General features: G+C 56.3%; 18 protein-coding genes. 7 read left to right on the top strand and 11 right to left on the bottom strand.

The features are described from left to right. Positions 1–177: 177 nt before the first annotated feature. Positions 178–423, top strand: coding sequence for a septal ring assembly protein ZapB (gene zapB, locus OGV50_RS07035; RefSeq protein WP_104867935.1), 246 nt, complete (start codon positions 178–180; stop codon positions 421–423). 165 nt (positions 424–588) lie between these two features. Here zapB and rraA read toward each other — a convergent pair whose 3' ends face one another. From rraA to priA, 7 genes are all read right to left on the bottom strand, one after another. Then, complete coding sequence (rraA, locus tag OGV50_RS07030) at positions 589–1,074, bottom strand: ribonuclease E activity regulator RraA (RefSeq protein ID WP_012133864.1); 486 nt, start codon at positions 1,072–1,074, stop codon at positions 589–591. Positions 1,075–1,166: 92 nt separating this feature from the next. Beyond that, positions 1,167–2,096 (bottom strand): 1,4-dihydroxy-2-naphthoate polyprenyltransferase, encoded by a 930-nt coding sequence (gene menA, locus OGV50_RS07025; RefSeq protein ID WP_047459819.1) that lies wholly within the window; start codon positions 2,094–2,096, stop codon positions 1,167–1,169. Between the two features lie 66 nt (positions 2,097–2,162). Then, positions 2,163–3,494 carry an ATP-dependent protease ATPase subunit HslU gene (gene hslU / locus OGV50_RS07020; protein WP_012133861.1) on the bottom strand — a complete coding sequence of 444 codons (1,332 nt, stop codon included), beginning with the start codon at positions 3,492–3,494 and terminating at the stop codon, positions 2,163–2,165. Positions 3,495–3,503: 9 nt separating this feature from the next. Then, on the bottom strand, positions 3,504–4,034 hold the full coding sequence (hslV, locus tag OGV50_RS07015) for an ATP-dependent protease subunit HslV (protein ID WP_012133860.1): 531 nt from the start codon (positions 4,032–4,034) through the stop codon (positions 3,504–3,506). A 91-nt stretch (positions 4,035–4,125) separates the two neighbouring features. Further along, the gene (gene ftsN, locus OGV50_RS07010; RefSeq protein ID WP_110123638.1) at positions 4,126–5,115 is read right to left on the bottom strand and encodes a cell division protein FtsN; all 990 of its coding nucleotides are present in this window, start codon (positions 5,113–5,115) and stop codon (positions 4,126–4,128) included. Positions 5,116–5,201: 86 nt separating this feature from the next. Further along, positions 5,202–6,227 carry a DNA-binding transcriptional regulator CytR gene (cytR, locus tag OGV50_RS07005; protein ID WP_012133858.1) on the bottom strand — a complete coding sequence of 342 codons (1,026 nt, stop codon included), beginning with the start codon at positions 6,225–6,227 and terminating at the stop codon, positions 5,202–5,204. 155 nt (positions 6,228–6,382) lie between these two features. Further along, a complete protein-coding gene (gene priA / locus OGV50_RS07000) occupies positions 6,383–8,581 on the bottom strand; it encodes a primosomal protein N' (RefSeq protein WP_115626183.1) in 2,199 nt (732 codons plus the stop codon). A 206-nt stretch (positions 8,582–8,787) separates the two neighbouring features. On the opposite strand from priA, the gene rpmE reads away from it, so the two are divergent. Beyond that, positions 8,788–9,000, top strand: coding sequence for a 50S ribosomal protein L31 (rpmE, locus tag OGV50_RS06995; RefSeq protein WP_024130659.1), 213 nt, complete (start codon positions 8,788–8,790; stop codon positions 8,998–9,000). Between the two features lie 117 nt (positions 9,001–9,117). Here the strand turns inward: rpmE and metJ are convergent, their stop codons facing one another. Then, complete coding sequence (gene metJ, locus OGV50_RS06990; protein WP_012133855.1) at positions 9,118–9,435, bottom strand: met regulon transcriptional regulator MetJ; 318 nt, start codon at positions 9,433–9,435, stop codon at positions 9,118–9,120. A gap of 267 nt (positions 9,436–9,702) precedes the next feature. Here metJ and metB point away from each other — a divergent pair, with 267 nt between their 5' ends. Further along, positions 9,703–10,863 (top strand): cystathionine gamma-synthase, encoded by a 1,161-nt coding sequence (gene metB, locus OGV50_RS06985; protein WP_200093302.1) that lies wholly within the window; start codon positions 9,703–9,705, stop codon positions 10,861–10,863. A 2-nt stretch (positions 10,864–10,865) separates the two neighbouring features. Continuing rightward, positions 10,866–13,298 (top strand): bifunctional aspartate kinase/homoserine dehydrogenase II, encoded by a 2,433-nt coding sequence (metL, locus tag OGV50_RS06980; RefSeq protein WP_047459806.1) that lies wholly within the window; start codon positions 10,866–10,868, stop codon positions 13,296–13,298. Between the two features lie 80 nt (positions 13,299–13,378). Here the strand turns inward: metL and OGV50_RS06975 are convergent, their stop codons facing one another. Further along, positions 13,379–13,750: a carboxymuconolactone decarboxylase family protein gene (locus OGV50_RS06975; protein WP_115626184.1), complete on the bottom strand. Its 372-nt coding sequence runs from the start codon at positions 13,748–13,750 to the stop codon at positions 13,379–13,381. 91 nt (positions 13,751–13,841) lie between these two features. On the opposite strand from OGV50_RS06975, the gene OGV50_RS06970 reads away from it, so the two are divergent. The 3 genes from OGV50_RS06970 (at position 13,842) to katG (ending at position 18,141) form a co-directional block, all read left to right on the top strand. Beyond that, entirely contained in the window at positions 13,842–14,750 is a 909-nt protein-coding gene (locus OGV50_RS06970) for a LysR family transcriptional regulator (RefSeq protein ID WP_134769896.1), read from the top strand. Positions 14,751–14,907: 157 nt separating this feature from the next. Beyond that, on the top strand, positions 14,908–15,798 hold the full coding sequence (gene metF, locus OGV50_RS06965) for a methylenetetrahydrofolate reductase (RefSeq protein WP_012133849.1): 891 nt from the start codon (positions 14,908–14,910) through the stop codon (positions 15,796–15,798). A gap of 162 nt (positions 15,799–15,960) precedes the next feature. Then, positions 15,961–18,141: a catalase/peroxidase HPI gene (katG, locus tag OGV50_RS06960; RefSeq protein ID WP_115182250.1), complete on the top strand. Its 2,181-nt coding sequence runs from the start codon at positions 15,961–15,963 to the stop codon at positions 18,139–18,141. Between the two features lie 98 nt (positions 18,142–18,239). Here katG and gldA read toward each other — a convergent pair whose 3' ends face one another. Then, positions 18,240–19,343 carry a bifunctional L-1,2-propanediol dehydrogenase/glycerol dehydrogenase gene (gldA, locus tag OGV50_RS06955; protein ID WP_012133847.1) on the bottom strand — a complete coding sequence of 368 codons (1,104 nt, stop codon included), beginning with the start codon at positions 19,341–19,343 and terminating at the stop codon, positions 18,240–18,242. 12 nt (positions 19,344–19,355) lie between these two features. After that, positions 19,356–20,018: a fructose-6-phosphate aldolase gene (fsa, locus tag OGV50_RS06950; protein ID WP_130028495.1), complete on the bottom strand. Its 663-nt coding sequence runs from the start codon at positions 20,016–20,018 to the stop codon at positions 19,356–19,358. Between the last annotated feature and the right edge of the window lie 5 nt (positions 20,019–20,023).

The raw sequence follows: 20,023 nt of genomic DNA, 5'->3' as shown, positions 1-20,023 counted from the left end.
ACCAATATGTTAACACTTTAGAGTTATATGAGTTATGTCACCAGGACAAGGATGAAAAGTGTTGCAAACCGCAATCTACGCGGTATGTCGCTGGACAGGGATGGCGCGGCTTCATACAATCGGCACTATATATTGTGCGCGTTTACGTGAAGCGTCGCCTTGCAATTCAGGAGAGGTATGGCCATGTCATTAGAAGTGTTTGAGAAACTGGAAGCAAAAGTACAGCAGGCGATTGATACCATTACGCTTTTGCAGATGGAAATCGAAGAGCTGAAAGAAAAGAACAACAGCCTGGCGCAGGATGTACAGTCTGCTCAGCATCAGCGTGAAGAACTGGAGCGTGAGAACAGCCACCTGAAAGAACAGCAGAGCGGGTGGCAGGATCGTTTGCAGGCGCTGCTGGGTCGTATGGAAGAAGTCTGAGCCGTAGCGGTGTTGGCTGCGCTCAGCGTTGTAGGCCGGATAAGGCGTAAGCCGCCATCCGGCACTGCAATATCGCCTGATGGCGCTACGCTTATCAGGCCTACAGTCGGCATCGTTTATGAGCGGCAACGCAATAAAAAAGGCACCTTACGGTGCCTTTTTTGATCACTCGATATCAAGCGGGTCTTCGGAGAGGATTATCCCGGTATTGTCGGCGTAGAGATGATCGCCGGAGAAGAAGGTCACGCCGCCAAAATTGACGCGGACGTCGCTTTCCCCGATTCCTTCACCTGCGGCGCCTACCGGAATCGCGGCAAGCGCCTGGATGCCGATATCCAGCTCTTCCAGGTCGTCTACCTGACGCACCGCGCCGTAGATGACCAGCCCTTCCCATTCATTCTGCGTAGCCAGACGCGCCAGTTCGGCGTCGACCAGCGCGCGACGGACAGAACCACCGCCATCGACCAGCAGAATGCGACCACGGCCATTCTGTTCGAGCAGATCGTAGAGCAACCCGTTGTCCTCGAAACATTTTACCGTGATGATTTGTCCGCCAAACGACGACCGCCCTCCAAAGTTAGAGAACAGTGGTTCCACGACGTTGACATCTTCCTGGTAGATGTCACAAAGCTCGGAAGTATCGTATTTCATAGGCTTAACGTTCAGTTGCTGCGAGAATTTTTAGTATATCGCGCTATGCGTACTGTTTGCAAAATCATCAATTGTTCATTGATATTTGTCAGTTAAACCGCCCACTGGCTTAAGAAAATCCCGACGACAAACAGCAGGTTAGTCAACAGCGCGGCTTTAACGGTACGTTCCAGCATCGGACGCATCGCAGCGGGTTCCATTTCGCGCATCACATAACGCGCCTGTTTAATCAGTAACGGTGCGGCCAGGATGAACAGCCATCCCCACAGGCTTTGCAGTGAAATCAGGTTAAACAGCGCCAGGCAGACCAGTGACCCCATCAACAGGCAGGCGTGATAACGACGTGCGTTAACCGCGCCTAAACGTACCACCAGCGTGTTTTTACCGTTTTCTTTATCGCTGTTGATATCGCGCAGATTGTTGATGTTGAGCACGGCGGTCGCCAGCAGTCCGCAGGCGGTAGCAGGTAAGATAAGCGCAGGAATGAGCGTATGCGCCTGTAGATACCAGCTGCCCATTACGCTGAGCCAGCCAAAGAACACCAGCACGGAAATGTCGCCCAGACCAATATAGCCGTAAGGACGGTTCCCGACGGTGTAGGTAATCGCGGCGATAATCGACAGGCCGCCCAGCACCAGGAATCCGACAAAATCCGCCAGCGTATGACATGCAACAGCCACCAGCGCCAGACCGGAGAGGCAAATCAGCGCCACGGTAATGATCAGCGCCCGCTTCATCTCCTGCCGGGTGATCACCCCTTTTTGCATCCCGCGCAGCGGCCCGATGCGGTCAGGCTTATCACTGCCTTTGACGGCGTCGCCATAATCGTTGGCAAGGTTCGATAAAATTTGCAGCAGCCCGGCGGTGATCAACGCCAGCAGCGCAACCAGGGGATCGAAGTACCCTTGCCACCATGCCAGCGCTGTACCGACGATGATTGCCGCAAACGCGAGCGGCAGCGTTTTCGGTCGTAAACTTTCCAGCCAGGCCTGGGAGCGGCTAATTTGTTGTTGTTCAGTCATATTTAGCGCCAATAAAAATGGGGCTTTTCAGCCCCATCAACAGTGATGAAAATGCATTGAACGCGATTATAGGATAAAACGACTCAGATCTTCATCTGCGACCAGCGCATCCAGATGTTTGCTCACATATTCCGCATCAATTGTTATGCTCTGACCATTCAGATCGCTGGCGTCATAGGAGATATCTTCCATCAGACGTTCCAGAACGGTATGCAGACGACGCGCACCGATGTTTTCGGTGGTTTCGTTTACCTGCCATGCCGCTTCGGCAATGCGTTTGATGCCGGATTCGGTAAACTCGATGTCCACGCCTTCAGTCGCCATCAGCGCTTTGTACTGAACGGTAACGGACGCGTTCGGCTCGGTGAGAATGCGTTCGAAATCTTCCGTCGTCAGCGCTTTCAGCTCAACGCGAATCGGCAGACGCCCCTGCAACTCGGGGATCAGATCAGACGGTTTCGCCACCTGGAACGCGCCGGAGGCGATAAACAGGATGTGGTCGGTTTTCACCATACCGTGCTTGGTAGAGACGGTGCAGCCTTCTACCAGCGGCAGCAGGTCGCGCTGTACGCCTTCGCGGGAAACGTCCGGGCCAGAGGATTCGCCGCGTTTACAGATTTTGTCGATTTCGTCGATAAACACGATTCCGTGCTGTTCAACGGCGTCGATAGCTTCCTGTTTCAGCTCTTCCGGGTTTACCAGTTTGGCCGCTTCTTCTTCAATCAGCAGCTTCATCGCGTCTTTGATTTTCAGCTTACGCGGTTTTTGTTTCTGGCCGCCCAGGTTCTGGAACATGGACTGCAACTGGCTGGTCATCTCTTCCATTCCCGGAGGCGCCATAATTTCAACGCCCATCGGTGCGGCTGCGAGATTGATCTCAATTTCTTTATCGTCGAGCTGGCCTTCACGCAGTTTTTTGCGGAATGCCTGGCGCGCGGCGGACGGCTCTTGCTGTTGCTCAGCCTGACCCCAGTTATTTTTCGCCGGAGGGATCAGCGCGTCGAGAATACGCTCTTCCGCCATTTCTTCTGCGCGGTAGCGGTTTTTCTCAATAGACTGAACGCGCACCATTTTGATCGCGGAGTCGGTCAGGTCGCGGATAATGGAATCCACTTCTTTACCCACATAACCGACTTCGGTGAATTTTGTCGCTTCAACTTTGATGAACGGCGCGTTGGCCAGTTTTGCCAGGCGACGCGCGATTTCGGTTTTACCTACGCCGGTCGGGCCGATCATCAGAATATTTTTTGGCGTCACTTCATGGCGCAGCTCTTCGTTGAGCTGCATGCGGCGCCAGCGGTTACGCAGTGCAATCGCCACGGAACGCTTGGCGTTGTCCTGGCCAATGATGTGCTTGTTCAGTTCGCTGACGATTTCGCGTGGGGTCATTTCAGACATGGGAGATCCTTACGCTTTAGACGGTAATTCTTCAATGGTGTGGAAGTGGTTGGTGTAAATGCAGATATCGCCTGCAATATCCAACGCCTTTTCAGCAATTTCGCGGGCGCCCAGTTCGGTATTTTCTAGCAGTGCGCGTGCCGCAGCCTGGGCGTAGGGACCACCGGAGCCGATAGCAATCAGATCATTTTCCGGCTGTATGACATCGCCATTACCCGTGATGATCAGTGAAGCGGTTTCATCTGCGACGGCCAGCAGCGCTTCGAGCTTGCGTAGCATACGGTCAGTACGCCAGTCTTTCGCCAGTTCAACGGCGGCTTTGACCAGGTGGCCCTGATGCATTTCCAGTTTACGCTCAAACAGTTCGAACAGCGTGAATGCGTCTGCCGTTCCCCCTGCAAAGCCCGCAATGACTTTATCGTTGTACAGACGGCGAACTTTCTTCACGTTGCCTTTCATTACGGTATTGCCCAGTGTGGCCTGACCATCACCGGCGATTACCACATGGCCGTTACGGCGTACGCTTACTATTGTTGTCACGAGCAGACCCCTTGGTTACAAATGCAGAATACAGGCCCCGCACGCGGTACGGGGCATAATGCAAATATAAATGGGGGGGATTTTGGGGGTTTCAACCCCCGGAGGCGAGTCGAATGCAGTTTGTGTGACCCGCCATCTTCAGGCGGTTAAGGGTGCTGTCTGCATTCTCTTTGCCTTTGACTGGGCCGATGACCACACGATTCCACCCGTTGTTGGTGGTGATTTTGGAGTCAAAGCCTTCAAAAGCCAACTGGGCGCGCACGGTTTCCGCTTGCTCGGCGCCTTTGAAGGAGCCGCATTGCACCATCCAGCGACGTTCATCTTTTTTCTCTGCTGTCTGTTTTGGCGCTTCAGGTTCACGCGCGATCGGCGCGGCCTGCTGCGTTTTAGGCTGAGAAGTCGTGGTGTGCGCAGGCGTCTGCAACAGGTCCTGATAAGGCTGCTGGGATGTCGTCTGTTTCGGCTGCTGCGTCTGGCGTGGCTGCTGTGCAGGCGCAGTCTGCGCCGTACGCGGTTGCTGCTGTGGCTGTTGGTACGGTTGCTCCGTCACGCGTGGCTGCGTACGCGGCTGTTGAACCGGCTGGGTGTTAGCCCACTGCTGCTGTGCCTGACGCTGGCGCTGCAATGTCTGCTGACGCTGTTCAGGCGTCTGTTCGTTCCACGGCACTTCGTTAAGCTGGGTCGGTTGCTGGCGCATATCCGCCTGCATTTGCGCCAGTAGCTGACGCTGCTCGCTGGTGAGCTGCTCCGGGTTCATCACTTCGCCGCCCGCAGAAGGCTCGGTTGGCGCACGCACGCCCGGCTGGCGGCTTTCCAGCTCTTTAATGTAGCGCCAGCGCTCTTCCGGCTTCGGCGGCAGCCCGTTGCCGGTCACTTTCTGGCTTTGCAGCGTTTCGGACTCTTCTTTTTTGTGATGAGTAATGAAGTACAGACCCCCGATAAAGGCCACAAGGACAGCCGCCGCAATAGCGACCATTGCGGGTGAAACCGCAGGCGTGTTGCGTTGCTTTTTCCGTGAGGTGCTCTTTTTGCGCCGCGAAGGTGCCGGTTGACCGCGACGTACATAATCTCGTTGTGCCACTATCGTTTCGCTGTATTTATTCGTTCGTCAGCCCGCCATGTTACTTAAGCGGCGGGCTTTTGACCAGATAGGTGAGTCTTAAAGGTTTAAGTTAAGGCTCGCGTCGAACCACGAATAATTAACTCGCAGTCCAGCAAGCGCGAGCCGCTGCTGACATTTTGCCCCTGTAACTGGTCGAGCAAGAGCAGCATTGCTTCGCGCCCGATATCGAAGCGCGGCTGTGAAACCGTCGTCAGAGGCGGGTCGCAAAATTCCGCCAGCGCAATGTTATCAAAGCCAATGATGGACAGATCGTCAGGGACTTTCAGACCATGACGTTTGGCCCAGGAGAGCGCGCCGAGCGCCATAACGTCGCTGTGACAGAACACGGCGGTCGGAGGCTGCGGAAGCGCAAGCAGCTGTTGCAGCGCGTGACCGCCCGCCTCGTAGGTGAAATCGCCCCGGGCGATATAATGCGGGTCGACGGTAATGCCGCAGCGACGCAGCGCCTGCACATAGCCTTGCAGACGGTAGTGGCACAGCGGCATCTCCTCTGGCCCGGCAATGCATCCGATACGCTGGTGCCCCTGTTCATGCAGATAATTCACGGCGTTAAAGGCCGCAGTCAGGTTATCAATATGAACGGTAGGCAGCTCCAGCTCCGGCGCGAATTCGTTGGCCATCACCATCGGCGGCAGATTTCGTTGTTCTTCAATGCTGGCGTCGAACGGCAGGCGTGAACCGAGCAATAACATGCCATCAATTTGTTTGGTGATGATCAAATTGATAAAGGTCTTTTCTTGCTGATTCTGGTGCGCGCAGTCACCAATCAACACCAGATATCCGTGGCTTGCGGCGGTAACCTCAATGCCCCGGATGATTTCACTGAAAAAGGGATCACAAATATCCGGGACGATCACCAGGATGGTGCGTGATTCATTCCGTTTGCTATTTCGCCCCATTGATTGCGGTAAATATCCCACCTCCATCGCCGCCTGTTCAACCCGGTTACGGGTCGACTGGGAGACTTTATCCGGGTTCATTAACGCACGGGACACGGTTGCTGTTGAGACTTTCGCCTTCATAGCAACATCTTTCATTGTAGCGGCAGCAACCTGTTTCTTCGGTTTCACACTCTCTCCTCGCCTGGGAAATCAGGCGCAGAACTATCCTTGTTTAACTCACATCGAAAACATTTTTATCAGATAGTTAATGGAAGCGGTTACAGAATTTTCATAAAAAGTGTGATGGATATTTAATTTTACGATCCGCCTCGCATCGTGACCCGTTATCCCTCAATGGGATCGACATCCAGCACCCATTTAACCTTGCGGGATTCGGGTAGCGTATTGATGAGCGCCAGCGTGCCGCTGACGATATGTTGCAGACGAATTCGCGACGGATGCTGCAACAAAATTTGCCAACGGTAGCGGCCGCCGCGTTTTGGCGCGAGCGCAGGCACCGGGCCTAATACCCAGAGCTTGTCATCCGCAAGCGGGCTGGCCTGAATCAGATTACGCAACTGTTGCAGGAACACCGGCGCCTGCTGGTTGTTATGATCTTCCGCCCGCACAATCACATGGCTGGTCCACGGCGGAAGTTGCAGCGTTTGCCGCTCGGCCAGCGCCTGTTCAGCAAAAGCGTCATAGCCTTTGTGCAGCAAGGTTTGCAGCAAAGGGTGCTCTGGATGGTGGGTCTGCAATACCACCTCGCCCTGTTTTCCGGCGCGTCCGGCGCGGCCGGAAACCTGAGTGTAAAGCTGGGCAAAACGTTCCGCCGAACGGAAATCCGCTGAGAACAGCGCGCCGTCAACGTCCAGCAGCGCTACCAGGGTGACGTCCGGGAAATGGTGCCCTTTCGCCAGCATTTGCGTGCCGATCAAAATGCGCGCGCCGCCGCGATGGACTTCCGCCAGATGCTGCTCCAGCGCGCCTTTACGGCTGGTGGTGTCGCGGTCGATGCGCGAGACCGGCACGCCGGGAAAGAAGGGCGCCAACGCCTGCTCAAGCTGTTCTGTCCCTAACCCAACCGGCACCATATGCGTGGAGCCGCAGGAAGGGCACTGACGCGGTATCGGGCGCTGGCTGTCGCAATGGTGACAGCGCAGGTGGTGTTGCGCCTGGTGCAACGTGTAGTAGTGATCGCAGCGCGGACATTCGGCAATCCAGCCGCAGTCGTGGCATAACAGCGCAGGAGCAAATCCCCGGCGGTTAAGGAAGAGAATGACCTGGTTATCTGCCTGCAGGTGCTGACGCATACGGGCGATAAGCGCGGGAGCCAGCCCGGCCTGGATCTTCTGGCCTTTTAAATCCAGCACATGCTGGAGGGCAGGGCGTGCGTTGCCTGCCCGGCGCGTCAGGCGCAGCATGCGGTACTTTTTTTGTCGCACGTTGCATAACGTCTCCAGCGCCGGTGTTGCCGAGCCGAGAATAATCGGGATTTGTTCGCTGTGAGCGCGGTATACCGCCAGGTCGCGGGCGTGGTAACGCCAGCCTTCCTGCTGCTTATAGGAGCTGTCATGCTCTTCGTCGATCACAATGACGCCGAGGTTTTTAAACGGCGTAAACAACGATGAGCGGGTGCCGATGACAATCGCCGCCTCGCCGTTTTTGGCTTTCAGCCAGGCTGAGAGACGTTCGCTGTCATTTAACCCGGAGTGCAGAACTTCGACGGGGGCGTTGAAGCGCTCGCGAAAGCGGGCGATGGTTTGCGGCGTCAGGCCAATTTCCGGCACCATCACCAGCGCCTGTTTGCCCTGAGCGAGGACGTTTTCCAGTACGCTGAGATAGACCTCTGTTTTACCGGAACCCGTAACGCCTGCCAGCAGCCAGGCAGAAAAGCTGTCCGACGCGCTGTGGATGGCGCCAACGGCGGTGGCCTGTTCGGTATTGAGACGCAGCCGATCGCCACAGACGGCGTAATGGGTGCGCCAGTCGCTAAAGCCGGGCGTTTCGCTCGCCAGCTCGCACAGTCCTTTTTTACGCAGCGCCTGGAGCGCCGCGTCATTAAATTCAAGATCCGCCACCTGGTCGCGCCAGATTTTCCCCTGCCGCAGCGCGGCCAGCGCCTGTTGCTGTTTAGGCGAACGCTTCAGGCTATTGAGATCGATAGCGTGGCCGTCTTCGGTGGCAAACCAGTACCACATCGGCGCGTTGCTGGCGGGTTTCCCCTGGCGCAGCAAAATCGGCAGAGCGTGAAACAGAACGTCACCCATTGGATGGTGGTAGTAATCCGCCGCCCAAAGCAGCAAACGCCAGACGGAGGGTGAAAAGACCGGCTCGCTGTCCAGTACCTCAACGACCGCTTTCAGTTCGTTAAGCGGCAGTTCGCTTTGCTCGCTGACCGACACCACAATCCCGACGCGTTCCTGCTGTTTGCCAAACGGCACGCGCACCCGACACCCGGCTTTGACGGTCATGCCTTCTGGCAAGAGATAGTCAAAGGTGCGGGGTAGCGGAACGGGCAAGGCAACGTGCGCGACGGGCATGTAATCATCCTGGCTGACTTGAATTCTGGCGGGTTAGTATACACATTGTGATGAGGGAGCGCGGATCAGTTTGCATACGCTGGTCAAATTCTGTATGATTCGCCGCCTTTGATACACATTTGTATCATCGACCTATACTATCAACATCGCGTGGTGTCTGGCGTTAGGGCTGGAAGAGCGACGCGGCCTTAAACCGAGGTTTCCCCATGAAAAAAGATATTCACCCGAAATACGAAGAAATTACTGCAAACTGCTCTTGCGGTAATGTCATCAAAATCCGCTCTACTGCAGGTCACGACCTGAACCTGGACGTGTGCGGTAAATGCCACCCGTTCTACACTGGCAAACAGCGTGATGTTGCTACCGGTGGCCGTGTTGACCGCTTCAACAAGCGTTTCAGCATCCCGGGCAGCAAATAAGTTATTGCTGTCAAAGAAAAAAGCGCCGAAAGGCGCTTTTTTTGTCTTTGCCTGATGGCGTTGACGCTTATCAGTACCTGCGGTACTGAATCCTTCCGCCGCTATCCGGCAAAAAAATCAATACTCCCACGTATCCGGGTCGATCCCCAGTTCACGCATGATGATTTTGGCCTCTTCCGGTATTTCATCACTGCGCTCTTTACGCAAGTCTTCATCGTTCGGCAATGGTTGCCCGGTAAAGGCATGCAGAAACGCTTCACACAGCAGTTCGCTGTTGGTGGCGTGACGCAGGTTGTTCACCTGACGACGCGTGCGTTCATCGGTGAGGATTTTTAACACCTTCAGAGGAATGGAAACCGTAATCTTTTTGACTTGCTCACTCTTCTTACCGTGCTCAGCGTATGGGCTGATATATTCGCCGCTCCATTCAGCCATGAGATACCTTTAATCTTCTCGTCATTAGTTAAGGGCCAGAATCGTCGTGCCTGGCCGTAATCCCGCATAGTTTACCGTACAGGCGATATCGTGACACGGGTTAAGCGTCTGTAGATGTGCGCTAATGCATATAATTTTAACGGCTATTTCCAGTTTGCTCAATCTATACGCAAAGAAGTTTAGATGTCCAGATGTATTGACGTCTATTGTAACAATGTTTACTCTGGTGCCTGACTTTTCACCGATTCAGCCCAGGAACTTCTCAACATGACGCGTAAACAGGCCACCATCGCAGTGCGTAGCGGGTTAAATGACGACGAGCAGTACGGTTGCGTTGTCCCGCCGATTCACCTTTCCAGCACCTATAACTTCACCGGTTTTAATGAACCTCGCGCCCATGACTATTCGCGACGTGGAAATCCGACGCGTGATGTGGTTCAGCGCGCGCTGGCGGAGCTGGAGGGCGGTACGGGCGCGGTGCTGACCAATACCGGGATGTCGGCCATTCTGCTGGTGACGACCGTGTTCCTGAAGCCGGGCGATCTGCTGGTGGCGCCGCACGACTGCTACGGCGGTAGCTATCGCCTGTTTGACAGCCTGGCGAAGCGGGGCTGTTATCGCGTGCTGTTTGTCGATCAAGGCGATGAGCAGGCGCTGAAAGCGGCGCTGGCGGAAAAACCGAAGCTGGTGCTGGTGGAAAGCCCCAGTAATCCGTTGTTACGCGTGGTGGATATTGCGAAAATCTGCCAGCTGTCGCGAGAAGCGGGCGCGGTGAGCGTTGTGGACAACACGTTTTTAAGCCCTGCGCTGCAAAATCCGCTGGCGTTGGGCGCCGATCTGGTGTTGCATTCATGCACGAAATATTTAAACGGCCATTCGGATGTGGTGGCTGGCGTGGTGATTGCGAAAGATCCAGAGATTGTCACCGAACTGGCATGGTGGGCCAATAATATTGGCGTCACCGGCGGCGCGTTTGATAGCTATCTGCTGCTACGTGGGCTGCGTACTCTGGTGCCGCGAATGGACGTGGCTCAGCGCAATGCCCAGGCCATTGTGGACTATCTGCAAACCCAGCCGCTGGTGAAAAAACTGTACCATCCGTCGCTGCCGGATAATCAAGGGCACGAGATTGCCGCGCGCCAGCAAAAAGGCTTTGGCGCAATGTTGAGTTTTGAACTGGATGGCGATGAGCAGACGCTGCGTCGTTTCCTGGGCGGGCTGTCATTGTTTACGCTGGCGGAATCCTTAGGGGGTGTTGAAAGCCTGATCTCCCACGCCGCAACGATGACACATGCAGGCATGTCGCCAGAAGCGCGTGCTGCCGCCGGAATTTCAGAGACGCTGCTGCGTATCTCCACCGGTATTGAAGATGGCGAAGATTTAATTGCCGACCTGGAAAATGGCTTCCGGGCTGCAAACAAGGGGTAAACATGAGTGTGATTGCGCAGGCAGGGGCGAAGGGTCGTCAACTGCATAAATTTGGTGGCAGTAGTCTGGCAGACGTGAAATGTTATCTGCGTGTCGCAGGCATTATGGCGGAGTACTCGCAGCCTGACGATATGATGGTTGTTTCCGCCGCCGGTAGTACCACCAACCAGTTGATTAGCTGGCTGAAGTTAAGCCAGACCGACCGCCTCTCCGCGCATCAGGTGCAACAGACGTTACGCCGCTATCAGAGCGATCTGATCAGCGGGCTGCTTCCCGCTGACGTTGCGGATGGCCTGATCAGCGCTTTCATTAGCGATCTGGAGCGTCTTGCCGCGCTGCTCGACAGCGGCGTGACCGATGCCGTTTATGCCGAAGTCGTCGGGCATGGTGAAATCTGGTCTGCGCGTCTGATGTCCGCAGTGCTGAATGAGCAAGGACTGGCGTCGGCATGGCTGGACGCGCGTGAGTTTTTACGCGCTGAACGCGCCGCGCAGCCGCAGGTAGATGAAGGTCTCTCTTACCCGTTACTGCAACAGTTGCTGGTGCAGCATCCAGGCAAACGTCTGGTCGTTACCGGTTTTATCAGTCGCAGCAATGCGGGCGAGACGGTGCTGCTGGGCCGTAACGGTTCTGACTATTCCGCCACGCAAATTGGCGCGCTGGCGGGGGTTTCCCGCGTCACCATCTGGAGCGATGTGGCCGGGGTTTACAGCGCCGACCCGCGTAAAGTGAAAGATGCCTGCCTGCTGCCGCTGCTGCGTCTGGATGAAGCCAGCGAGCTGGCGCGTCTGGCCGCGCCGGTTCTGCATGCCCGTACCCTACAGCCGGTTTCCGGCAGCGATATCGATTTGCAGTTGCGCTGTAGCTACACGCCGGATCAGGGGTCCACGCGCATTGAACGCGTGCTGGCGTCCGGCACCGGGGCGCGTATCGTCACCAGCCATGATGACGTTTGCCTGATTGAGTTTCAGGTGCCCGCCAGCCAGGACTTTAAACTGGCCTGGAGAGACGTCGACCAGATTCTGAAACGGGCGCAGGTGCGTCCGCTGGCGGTTGGCGTGCATAACGATCGCCATCTGCTGCAATTCTGCTACACCTCTGAAGTCGCTGATAGCGCATTAAAAATTCTTGATGAAGCGGGGCTGCCGGGCGAATTGCGCCTGCGTCAGGGGCTGGCGCTGGTCGCGATGGTTGGCGCTGGCGTCACCCGTAACCCGCTGCACTGCCACCGCTTCTGGCAACAGCTGAAAGGCCAGCCGGTTGAATTTACCTGGCAGTCGGAAGAGGGGATTAGCCTGGTGGCCGTACTGCGCACCGGCCCGACCGAAAGCCTGATTCAGGGGCTGCACCAGTCTATTTTCCGCGCGGAAAAACGCATCGGCCTGGTGCTGTTCGGCAAAGGCAACATCGGTTCCCGCTGGCTGGAACTGTTTGCCCGCGAGCAGAGCACGCTCTCCGCGCGTACCGGGTTTGAATTTGTCCTGGCGGGCGTGGTGGATAGCCGTCGCAGCCTGCTGAACTACGAAGGGCTGGATGCCAGCCGTGCGCTGGCGTTCTTCAATGACGAAGCGATTGAGCAGGATGAAGAGTCGCTGTTCCTGTGGATGCGCGCTCACCCGTATGACGATCTGGTGGTGCTGGATGTCACCGCCAGCGAGCAACTGGCCGATCAGTATCTTGATTTCGCCAGCCACGGTTTCCACGTCATCAGCGCCAATAAACTGGCGGGGGCGAGCACCAGCGATAAATATCGCCAGATCCACGACGCGTTCGAAAAAACCGGGCGTCACTGGCTGTATAACGCGACCGTCGGCGCGGGCCTGCCGATCAACTATACGGTGCGCGATCTGATTGACAGCGGCGATGCCATTCTGTCGATCAGCGGGATCTTCTCCGGCACGCTGTCGTGGCTGTTCCTGCAATTTGACGGTTCCATACCGTTTACCGATCTGGTGGATCAGGCCTGGCAGCAGGGGCTGACCGAGCCGGACCCGCGTGTTGACCTTTCTGGTAAAGATGTGATGCGCAAGCTGGTGATTCTGGCGCGTGAAGCGGGTTACGACATCGAACCGGACCAGGTGCGCGTTGAATCGCTGGTGCCCACACACTGCGAAGAGGGATCTGTCGATCACTTCTTTGAAAATGGCGATGAGCTGAATGAGCAGATGGTACAGCGTCTGGAAGCCGCTCGTGAAATGGGGCTGGTGCTGCGCTACGTGGCGCGTTTCGACGCCAACGGTAAAGCGCGCGTTGGCGTTGAAGCGGTGCGCCCGGAACATCCGCTGGCGGCGCTGCTGCCGTGCGATAACGTCTTTGCCATCGAAAGCCGCTGGTATCGCGACAATCCGCTGGTGATCCGCGGGCCGGGAGCCGGTCGTGACGTCACCGCCGGGGCGATTCAGTCGGATATCAACCGCCTGGCGCAGCTGCTGTAGTGTTTGTTGCCGGATGGCGCTGCGTTTATCTGGTCTACGGAATATGTAGGCCGGATAAGGCAACGCCGCCACCCGGTGCTTCACCGAGTTGCAAACACCTCTTTTGCGGCGAACAGACCGTTCAGCGCAGCCGGGAAACCGGCATAAACCGCCATCTGCATTATCACTTCGATAATTTCCTCCTGCGTTAACCCCACATGTCGCGCGGCGGCAATATGTACCTTCAACTGCGGCGTGGCGTTGCCCAGCGCGGTTAACGCGGCGACGGTTGCGATTTCCCGACTGCGTAAATCCAGCCCTGGCCGGGAATAGATATCGCCAAACGGAAATTCGATCAGATAGCGGGCAAAATCTGGCGCAACGTCTTGCAAACTTTCGATCACCGCATCGCCACCCTTGCCATCCACCTGTTGCAGCATTTTCTGACCGGTAATAAAGCGTTCTGAATGCATAGTGTATTCCTCGTTTGTCTGGAGTCTGTGGCGTGAGGATAGGGGGCGCGGAATGATTTGGATAATACCGTTTCCGTGATACCTTTTCGGTATGACAACATCCCCTCTGCACTCTCTGGATATCCGCCTGCTACGCTACTTTGCCGTGGTGGCGGAAGAGAACAATATGAGCCGCGCGGCACAGCGACTGTTTATGTCGCAACCGCCGCTGAGCCGCCATATTCGCCAGCTTGAAGAACGTCTGGGGGTGACGCTTTTTGTCCGTCATACTCGTGGACTCACGCTGACGGATGAGGGTCTGCGCGCGCTGGAAATCGTCCGCCCGCTGCTGGCGCAGCAGGACAAAACGTATGCTGCGCTGAATCAACTGGCGCAAACCGGCGCGCAATCGCTGCGTTTAGGGCTGAGCACCGCGTTTGAGCAGGGGATTTTTGCCCCCCTGGAGGCGCAGCTGAATACGCGTGTGGAGAGGCTGCATATTGTGCGTCATGGTTCGCCTGAACTGGTACGTCAGGTACGTCGGGGGAAACTGGATGCGGCGCTGGTGGCGCTGCCGCTTGAGGCCACAGGGTTAACCGTCACGCCGCTCGACTGGCAAGAACCGTTGATTGCCGCATTACCCTCCGTCTGGCCGGAAGCGAGCCTGACGTCGCTCTCCTTAGCTGCGCTTAACCACCGCCCGCTGTTCTGGTTCAAACGGGAACGTAATCCGGCCTTTTTTGACTACACCCGGCACATTTTCCGTCGCGCTGGTTACGCCCCCTCCTGCCTTGAAGAACCGCTGGAACATGATGTGCTGCTCGCGCGAATCGCCCACGGTGATGGCCTGAGTTTGCTCCCGGGCTCGTTTGCCGCTATTCAGCGCCAGGGCGTGATATTCCGTGCACTTAGCGACACTGAATTACGTATTCGTGCCGGGCTGGTGATGCTGCCTGAGAACGCTGTACGGTTGCGGTGGTTAAATACACTTGCGATGCAATCCTTCATTATTTCGGACTGATTTGAATTTTTTTCACGTTGTCTGAGTATTCCTCACCTTTAACAGTGATTTTTCTGTTGACGGCATCCCACTTTTCGGTCATTTTTACATCCAGACGTCTAAACGGATAGATGTTCACAACACAACATATAATGACATGCGATTGATGAGGTAAGGTATGAGCTTTTTTCACGCCAACCAGCGGGAAGCCCTGAATCAGAGCCTGGCGGAAGTTCAGGGTCAGATTAATGTTTCGTTCGAGTTTTTCCCGCCGCGCACCAGTGAAATGGAGCAAACCCTGTGGAACTCTATCGATCGACTGAGCAGCCTGAAACCGAAGTTTGTCTCCGTGACCTACGGTGCCAACTCCGGTGAGCGCGACCGTACGCACAGCATCATCAAAGGCATTAAAGAGCGTACGGGCCTGGAAGCCGCGCCGCACCTGACCTGCATCGACGCCACCCGCGATGAACTGCGTACCATTGCCCAGGATTACTGGAATAACGGTATCCGCCATATTGTTGCCCTGCGCGGCGACCTGCCGCCGGGGAGCGGCAAGCCGGATATGTATGCCGCTGACCTGGTCAGCTTACTGAAAGAGGTTGCCGATTTTGATATCTCCGTCGCCGCTTACCCGGAAGTCCACCCGGAAGCGAAAAGCGCGCAGGCGGATCTGCTCAACCTGAAACGCAAAGTCGATGCTGGCGCTAACCGCGCAATTACCCAGTTTTTCTTCGATGTGGAAAGCTACCTGCGTTTTCGCGATCGCTGCGTCTCTGCGGGTATTGATGTCGAAATTATTCCGGGCATTCTGCCGGTCTCCAACTTTAAGCAGGCGAAGAAATTCGCTGATATGACTAACGTGCGCATTCCGGCGTGGATGTCACAGATGTTTGACGGCCTGGATGACGATGCGGAAACCCGCAAGCTGGTTGGGGCGAATATCGCGATGGACATGGTGAAGATCTTAAGCCGTGAAGGCGTGAAAGATTTCCACTTCTACACCCTGAACCGCGCTGAAATGAGTTACGCCATTTGCCACACGTTGGGTGTGCGGCCCGGCCTGTAACATGATTAGCCCTCTTCGGAGGGCTTTTTTATGCACATTTTGATCTGACGCCTGATACATAAATTTAAAAGATATTAGCTATCGAATCTGTGGGTTATTTCAACTATATCTTATCGTTGGTGATGTATATCGTAACGATAACACTGTAGAGGGAGCATATAGATGAGCATGTCTGACGATACCCATAATTCATTGTCTACCGGGAAGTGCCCTTTCCATCAGGGCAGCCACGACCGTAGCGCGGGTGCTGGCACCAGCAGCCACGACTGGTGGCCTAACCAACTCCGTGTAGATCTTTTGAATCAGCACTCCAACCGTTCGAACCCGCTGGGTGAGGACTTCGACTACCGCAAAGAATTTAGCAAACTCGACTATTCCGCCCTGAAAGGGGATCTTAAAGCTCTCCTGTCCGATTCTCAGCCGTGGTGGCCTGCGGACTGGGGCAGCTATGCCGGTCTGTTTATTCGTATGGCATGGCATGGTGCGGGCACTTATCGTTCCGTCGACGGGCGCGGCGGCGCCGGACGCGGGCAGCAGCGTTTTGCACCGCTGAACTCCTGGCCGGACAACGTCAGCCTGGATAAGGCGCGTCGTCTGCTGTGGCCTGTCAAGCAGAAATATGGCCAGAAAATCTCCTGGGCCGACCTGTTTATTCTGGCGGGTAACGTAGCGCTGGAGAACTCCGGTTTCCGTACGTTCGGTTTTGGTGCCGGGCGTGAAGATGTGTGGGAACCGGATCTTGATGTGAACTGGGGGGATGAGAAAGCCTGGCTGACGCACCGTCATCCCGAAGCGCTGGCGAAAGCGCCGTTAGGCGCTACCGAAATGGGGCTTATCTACGTTAACCCGGAAGGGCCGGATCACAGCGGTGAACCGCTTTCCGCCGCTGCGGCTATCCGCGCGACGTTCGGCAATATGGGCATGAACGACGAAGAAACCGTGGCGCTGATTGGCGGCGGTCACACGCTGGGTAAAACCCACGGTGCGGCGGCGGCGTCCCATGTTGGCGTTGATCCAGAAGCCGCGCCGATTGAATTGCAGGGGCTGGGCTGGAGCAGTGACTACGGCAGCGGCGTAGGCGGCGATGCGATTACCTCGGGCCTGGAAGTGGTCTGGTCGCAGACGCCGACCCAGTGGAGTAATTACTTCTTCGAAAACCTGTTCAAATACGAGTGGGTGCAGACGCGCAGCCCGGCGGGCGCGATCCAGTTCGAAGCGGTTGATGCGCCAGAAATCATTCCCGATCCGTTCGATCCGTCGAAGAAACGTAAACCCACCATGCTGGTGACTGACCTGACGCTGCGTTTCGATCCAGAATTCGAGAAAATTTCCCGTCGTTTCCTCAACGATCCGCAGGCGTTTAACGAAGCATTCGCCCGCGCATGGTTCAAACTGACGCACAGGGATATGGGGCCAAAAGCGCGCTATATCGGGCCGGAAGTACCGAAAGAAGATCTGATTTGGCAGGACCCGCTGCCGCAGCCGGTATTTAATCCGAGCCAGGAAGACATCGTCAACCTGAAGGCCGCGATTGCCGCGTCCGGGCTTTCCGTCAGCGAACTGGTGTCGGTTGCATGGGCATCTGCGTCAACCTTCCGTGGCGGCGATAAACGTGGCGGCGCCAACGGCGCTCGCCTGGCTTTAGCGCCGCAGCGAGACTGGGATGTGAACGCCGCTGCGGCGCGCGTTCTGCCGGTTCTGGAAGAGATTCAGAAATCGTCCGGGAAGGCATCTCTGGCCGATATCATCGTCCTTGCGGGCGTCGTCGGTGTGGAGCAGGCAGCAAGTGCGGCGGGCGTCAGCATCAGTGTGCCGTTCGCGCCGGGCCGTGTGGATGCACGTCAGGATCAGACGGATATCGAGATGTTTGAGCTTCTCGAACCGATCGCAGACGGCTTCCGTAACTATCGCGCACGGCTTGATGTGTCGACCACCGAGTCACTGCTGATTGATAAAGCGCAGCAACTGACGCTGACCGCGCCGGAGATGACGGCGCTGGTGGGTGGGATGCGCGTTCTGGGCGCTAACTTTGATGGCAGCCAGAATGGCGTGTTTACCGACCGTCCGGGCGTACTCAGCAATGATTTCTTTGTGAATCTGCTGGATATGCGTAACGAGTGGAAAGCGGCGGACGAATCGAAAGAGCTGTTCGAAGGCCGCGATCGCCTGAGTGGTGAGGTGAAATTCACGGCTACCCGCGCAGACCTGGTATTCGGTTCTAACTCGGTACTGCGTGCCCTGGCAGAAGTTTACGCCAGCAGCGATGCGCGTGAGAAATTTGTGAAGGATTTCGTCGCAGCATGGGTGAAAGTGATGAACCTGGATCGTTTCGATTTGCTGTAAGCCATCTCAGTAAAATGTGTAGGCCGGATAAGCGTCAGCGCCATCCGGCAAATAAAAAAAGCCCGCACGATCTGCGGGCTTTTTGTCTCTCCTGACCGTTATTCCCACTCTTGCAGGAAACGCTGACCGTACTGGTCGGCAACCAGCAGGGCGGCGTAAACCTGATCCGGCGTGGCGCCGCCAGGCATGTTGTGAATGGTTTCGCCTTCTGCGCAGGAGGCTTCCGCCACCGTGCGCATCTTCGCCGGAATGTCCTGCTTAATATCCAGTTGCGCCAGCGTGATCGGCAGGCCAACGGAATGGCACAACGCCGCAGCGGTTTCGATCTCTTCAACCGGCGCGTTTTCCAGTACCAGTTGCGTCAGCGTGCCGAACGCCACTTTCTCACCGTGATAGTAGTGATGCGCGTCTGGAATCGCCGTCAGGCCGTTATGTATGGCATGCGCCGCCGCCAGACCGCCGCTTTCAAAACCGACGCCGCTCAGGTAAGTGTTGGCTTCAATCACGCGTTCCAGCGCCGGCGTGACGACATGCTGCTCAGCCGCCAGCATGGCCTTTTCACCCTCTTCGATCAGCGTGTTATAGCACAACTCCGCCAGCGCGAGCGCCGCCTGTGTACACTTGCCGCCCGCCATCGTGGTCGCGCCGCTGCGTGAACAGGCGCGCGCTTCAAACCAGGTCGCCAGCGCATCGCCGATACCGGCAGCCAGCAGACGCGCGGGCGCGCCCGCGACGATTTTGGTATCAACAATCACCATATTCGGGTTACGCGGCAGCATCAGATAGCGTTCAAACTCGCCTGCATCGGTGTAGATCACGGAAAGCGCGCTACAGGGGGCATCGGTAGAGGCGATGGTCGGCGCGATAGCGACCGGGACATCCATAAAGTGGGCCAGCGCTTTCGCGGTATCCAGCGTTTTGCCGCCGCCGATGCCGAGAACGGCGCCGCACTGCGCTTTATCTGCGACGATACGCAGACGATCGATTTCATTTTGCGAACATTCGCCGCCAAATGGCGCGATTTCCAGAGCCAGTCCGGCATCCTGGAAGCTTTTCTCCAGCGCGGACTGGGCAAAATTTAAGACAAACTTGTCTCCGACCACCAGCCAGCGTTCGGCCAGGGGTTTGAGATATTCTCCAAGACGTGTGATGACATCTGCACCCTGGATGTATTTACCAGGAGATTGAATAATGTGGTCCATACTTTATTTCCCTCACAGGTTGATGTGGCCAAATGCGTTATTCCAGTCTTGCTCAAACTTCCCTATAGCTGACTCTACCGCAGGGGTATTGAGCATTTGTTGAGCTACATCTAAAGGAAGGGTGATTGCTTCGCATCCTGCGAGTAAGCAATCCAGCGCCTGACGCGGCGTTTTAAAGCTGGCGGCCAGTACTATGCTGCCCGGCGCATGCATCTCCAGCAAGGTTTGCAGTTCCTGCACCATACGGATGCCGTCGCCGCCCTGGGCATCAACCCGATTGACATACGGGGCGACGTATTTTGCGCCTGCCAGCGCCGCCAGCAAGCCCTGCGCTGCGCTGTAGACAGCCGTTCCCAGCGTCGTAATACCTTCTTTTTTGAGCTGTTTGATCGCCGCCAGACCTTCGGCAGTGACCGGAATCTTCACCACAATACCGGGAATGGCATTGCTCAGGCGTTTGGCTTCTTCCACCATTCCTTGCGCATCGCGGCTCATCGTCTGGGCAAATAGCGTTCCCTCTTCGCCGATGGCTTTTTGCAGGCGAGGCAGTACATCCCAGATGGATTCTTTACTCGCCGCCACAATGCTTGGGTTGGTGGTGACGCCAGCAACAGGGAAGATGCGCGCCAGACGTTCGACTTCCGCGACGTTCGCGGTATCCAGATAGAGTTCCATTTTGC

It is taken from the genome of Citrobacter sp. CK180 (assembly GCF_030333655.1).
Lineage (GTDB): Bacteria > Pseudomonadota > Gammaproteobacteria > Enterobacterales > Enterobacteriaceae > Citrobacter_B > Citrobacter_B koseri.
The sequence above is the reverse complement of the archived record's forward strand: the minus strand, read 5'-3'. Positions and strand labels throughout refer to the sequence as shown.

Bases quoted from the DNA above. Each gene is read 5' to 3' on its own strand.
- menA (WP_047459819.1), bottom strand. From the start codon at position 2,096: ATGACTGAACAACAACAAATTAGCCGCTCCCAGGCCTGGCTGGAAAGT.
- katG (WP_115182250.1), top strand. From the start codon at position 15,961: ATGAGCATGTCTGACGATACCCATAATTCATTGTCTACCGGGAAGTGC.
- metL (WP_047459806.1), top strand. From the start codon at position 10,866: ATGAGTGTGATTGCGCAGGCAGGGGCGAAGGGTCGTCAACTGCATAAA.
- zapB (WP_104867935.1), top strand. From the start codon at position 178: ATGGCCATGTCATTAGAAGTGTTTGAGAAACTGGAAGCAAAAGTACAG.
- fsa (WP_130028495.1), bottom strand. From the start codon at position 20,018: ATGGAACTCTATCTGGATACCGCGAACGTCGCGGAAGTCGAACGTCTG.
- rraA (WP_012133864.1), bottom strand. From the start codon at position 1,074: ATGAAATACGATACTTCCGAGCTTTGTGACATCTACCAGGAAGATGTC.
- OGV50_RS06970 (WP_134769896.1), top strand. From the start codon at position 13,842: ATGACAACATCCCCTCTGCACTCTCTGGATATCCGCCTGCTACGCTAC.
- OGV50_RS06975 (WP_115626184.1), bottom strand. From the start codon at position 13,750: ATGCATTCAGAACGCTTTATTACCGGTCAGAAAATGCTGCAACAGGTG.
- metF (WP_012133849.1), top strand. From the start codon at position 14,908: ATGAGCTTTTTTCACGCCAACCAGCGGGAAGCCCTGAATCAGAGCCTG.
- rpmE (WP_024130659.1), top strand. From the start codon at position 8,788: ATGAAAAAAGATATTCACCCGAAATACGAAGAAATTACTGCAAACTGC.
- hslU (WP_012133861.1), bottom strand. From the start codon at position 3,494: ATGTCTGAAATGACCCCACGCGAAATCGTCAGCGAACTGAACAAGCAC.
- priA (WP_115626183.1), bottom strand. From the start codon at position 8,581: ATGCCCGTCGCGCACGTTGCCTTGCCCGTTCCGCTACCCCGCACCTTT.
- metJ (WP_012133855.1), bottom strand. From the start codon at position 9,435: ATGGCTGAATGGAGCGGCGAATATATCAGCCCATACGCTGAGCACGGT.
- metB (WP_200093302.1), top strand. From the start codon at position 9,703: ATGACGCGTAAACAGGCCACCATCGCAGTGCGTAGCGGGTTAAATGAC.
- gldA (WP_012133847.1), bottom strand. From the start codon at position 19,343: ATGGACCACATTATTCAATCTCCTGGTAAATACATCCAGGGTGCAGAT.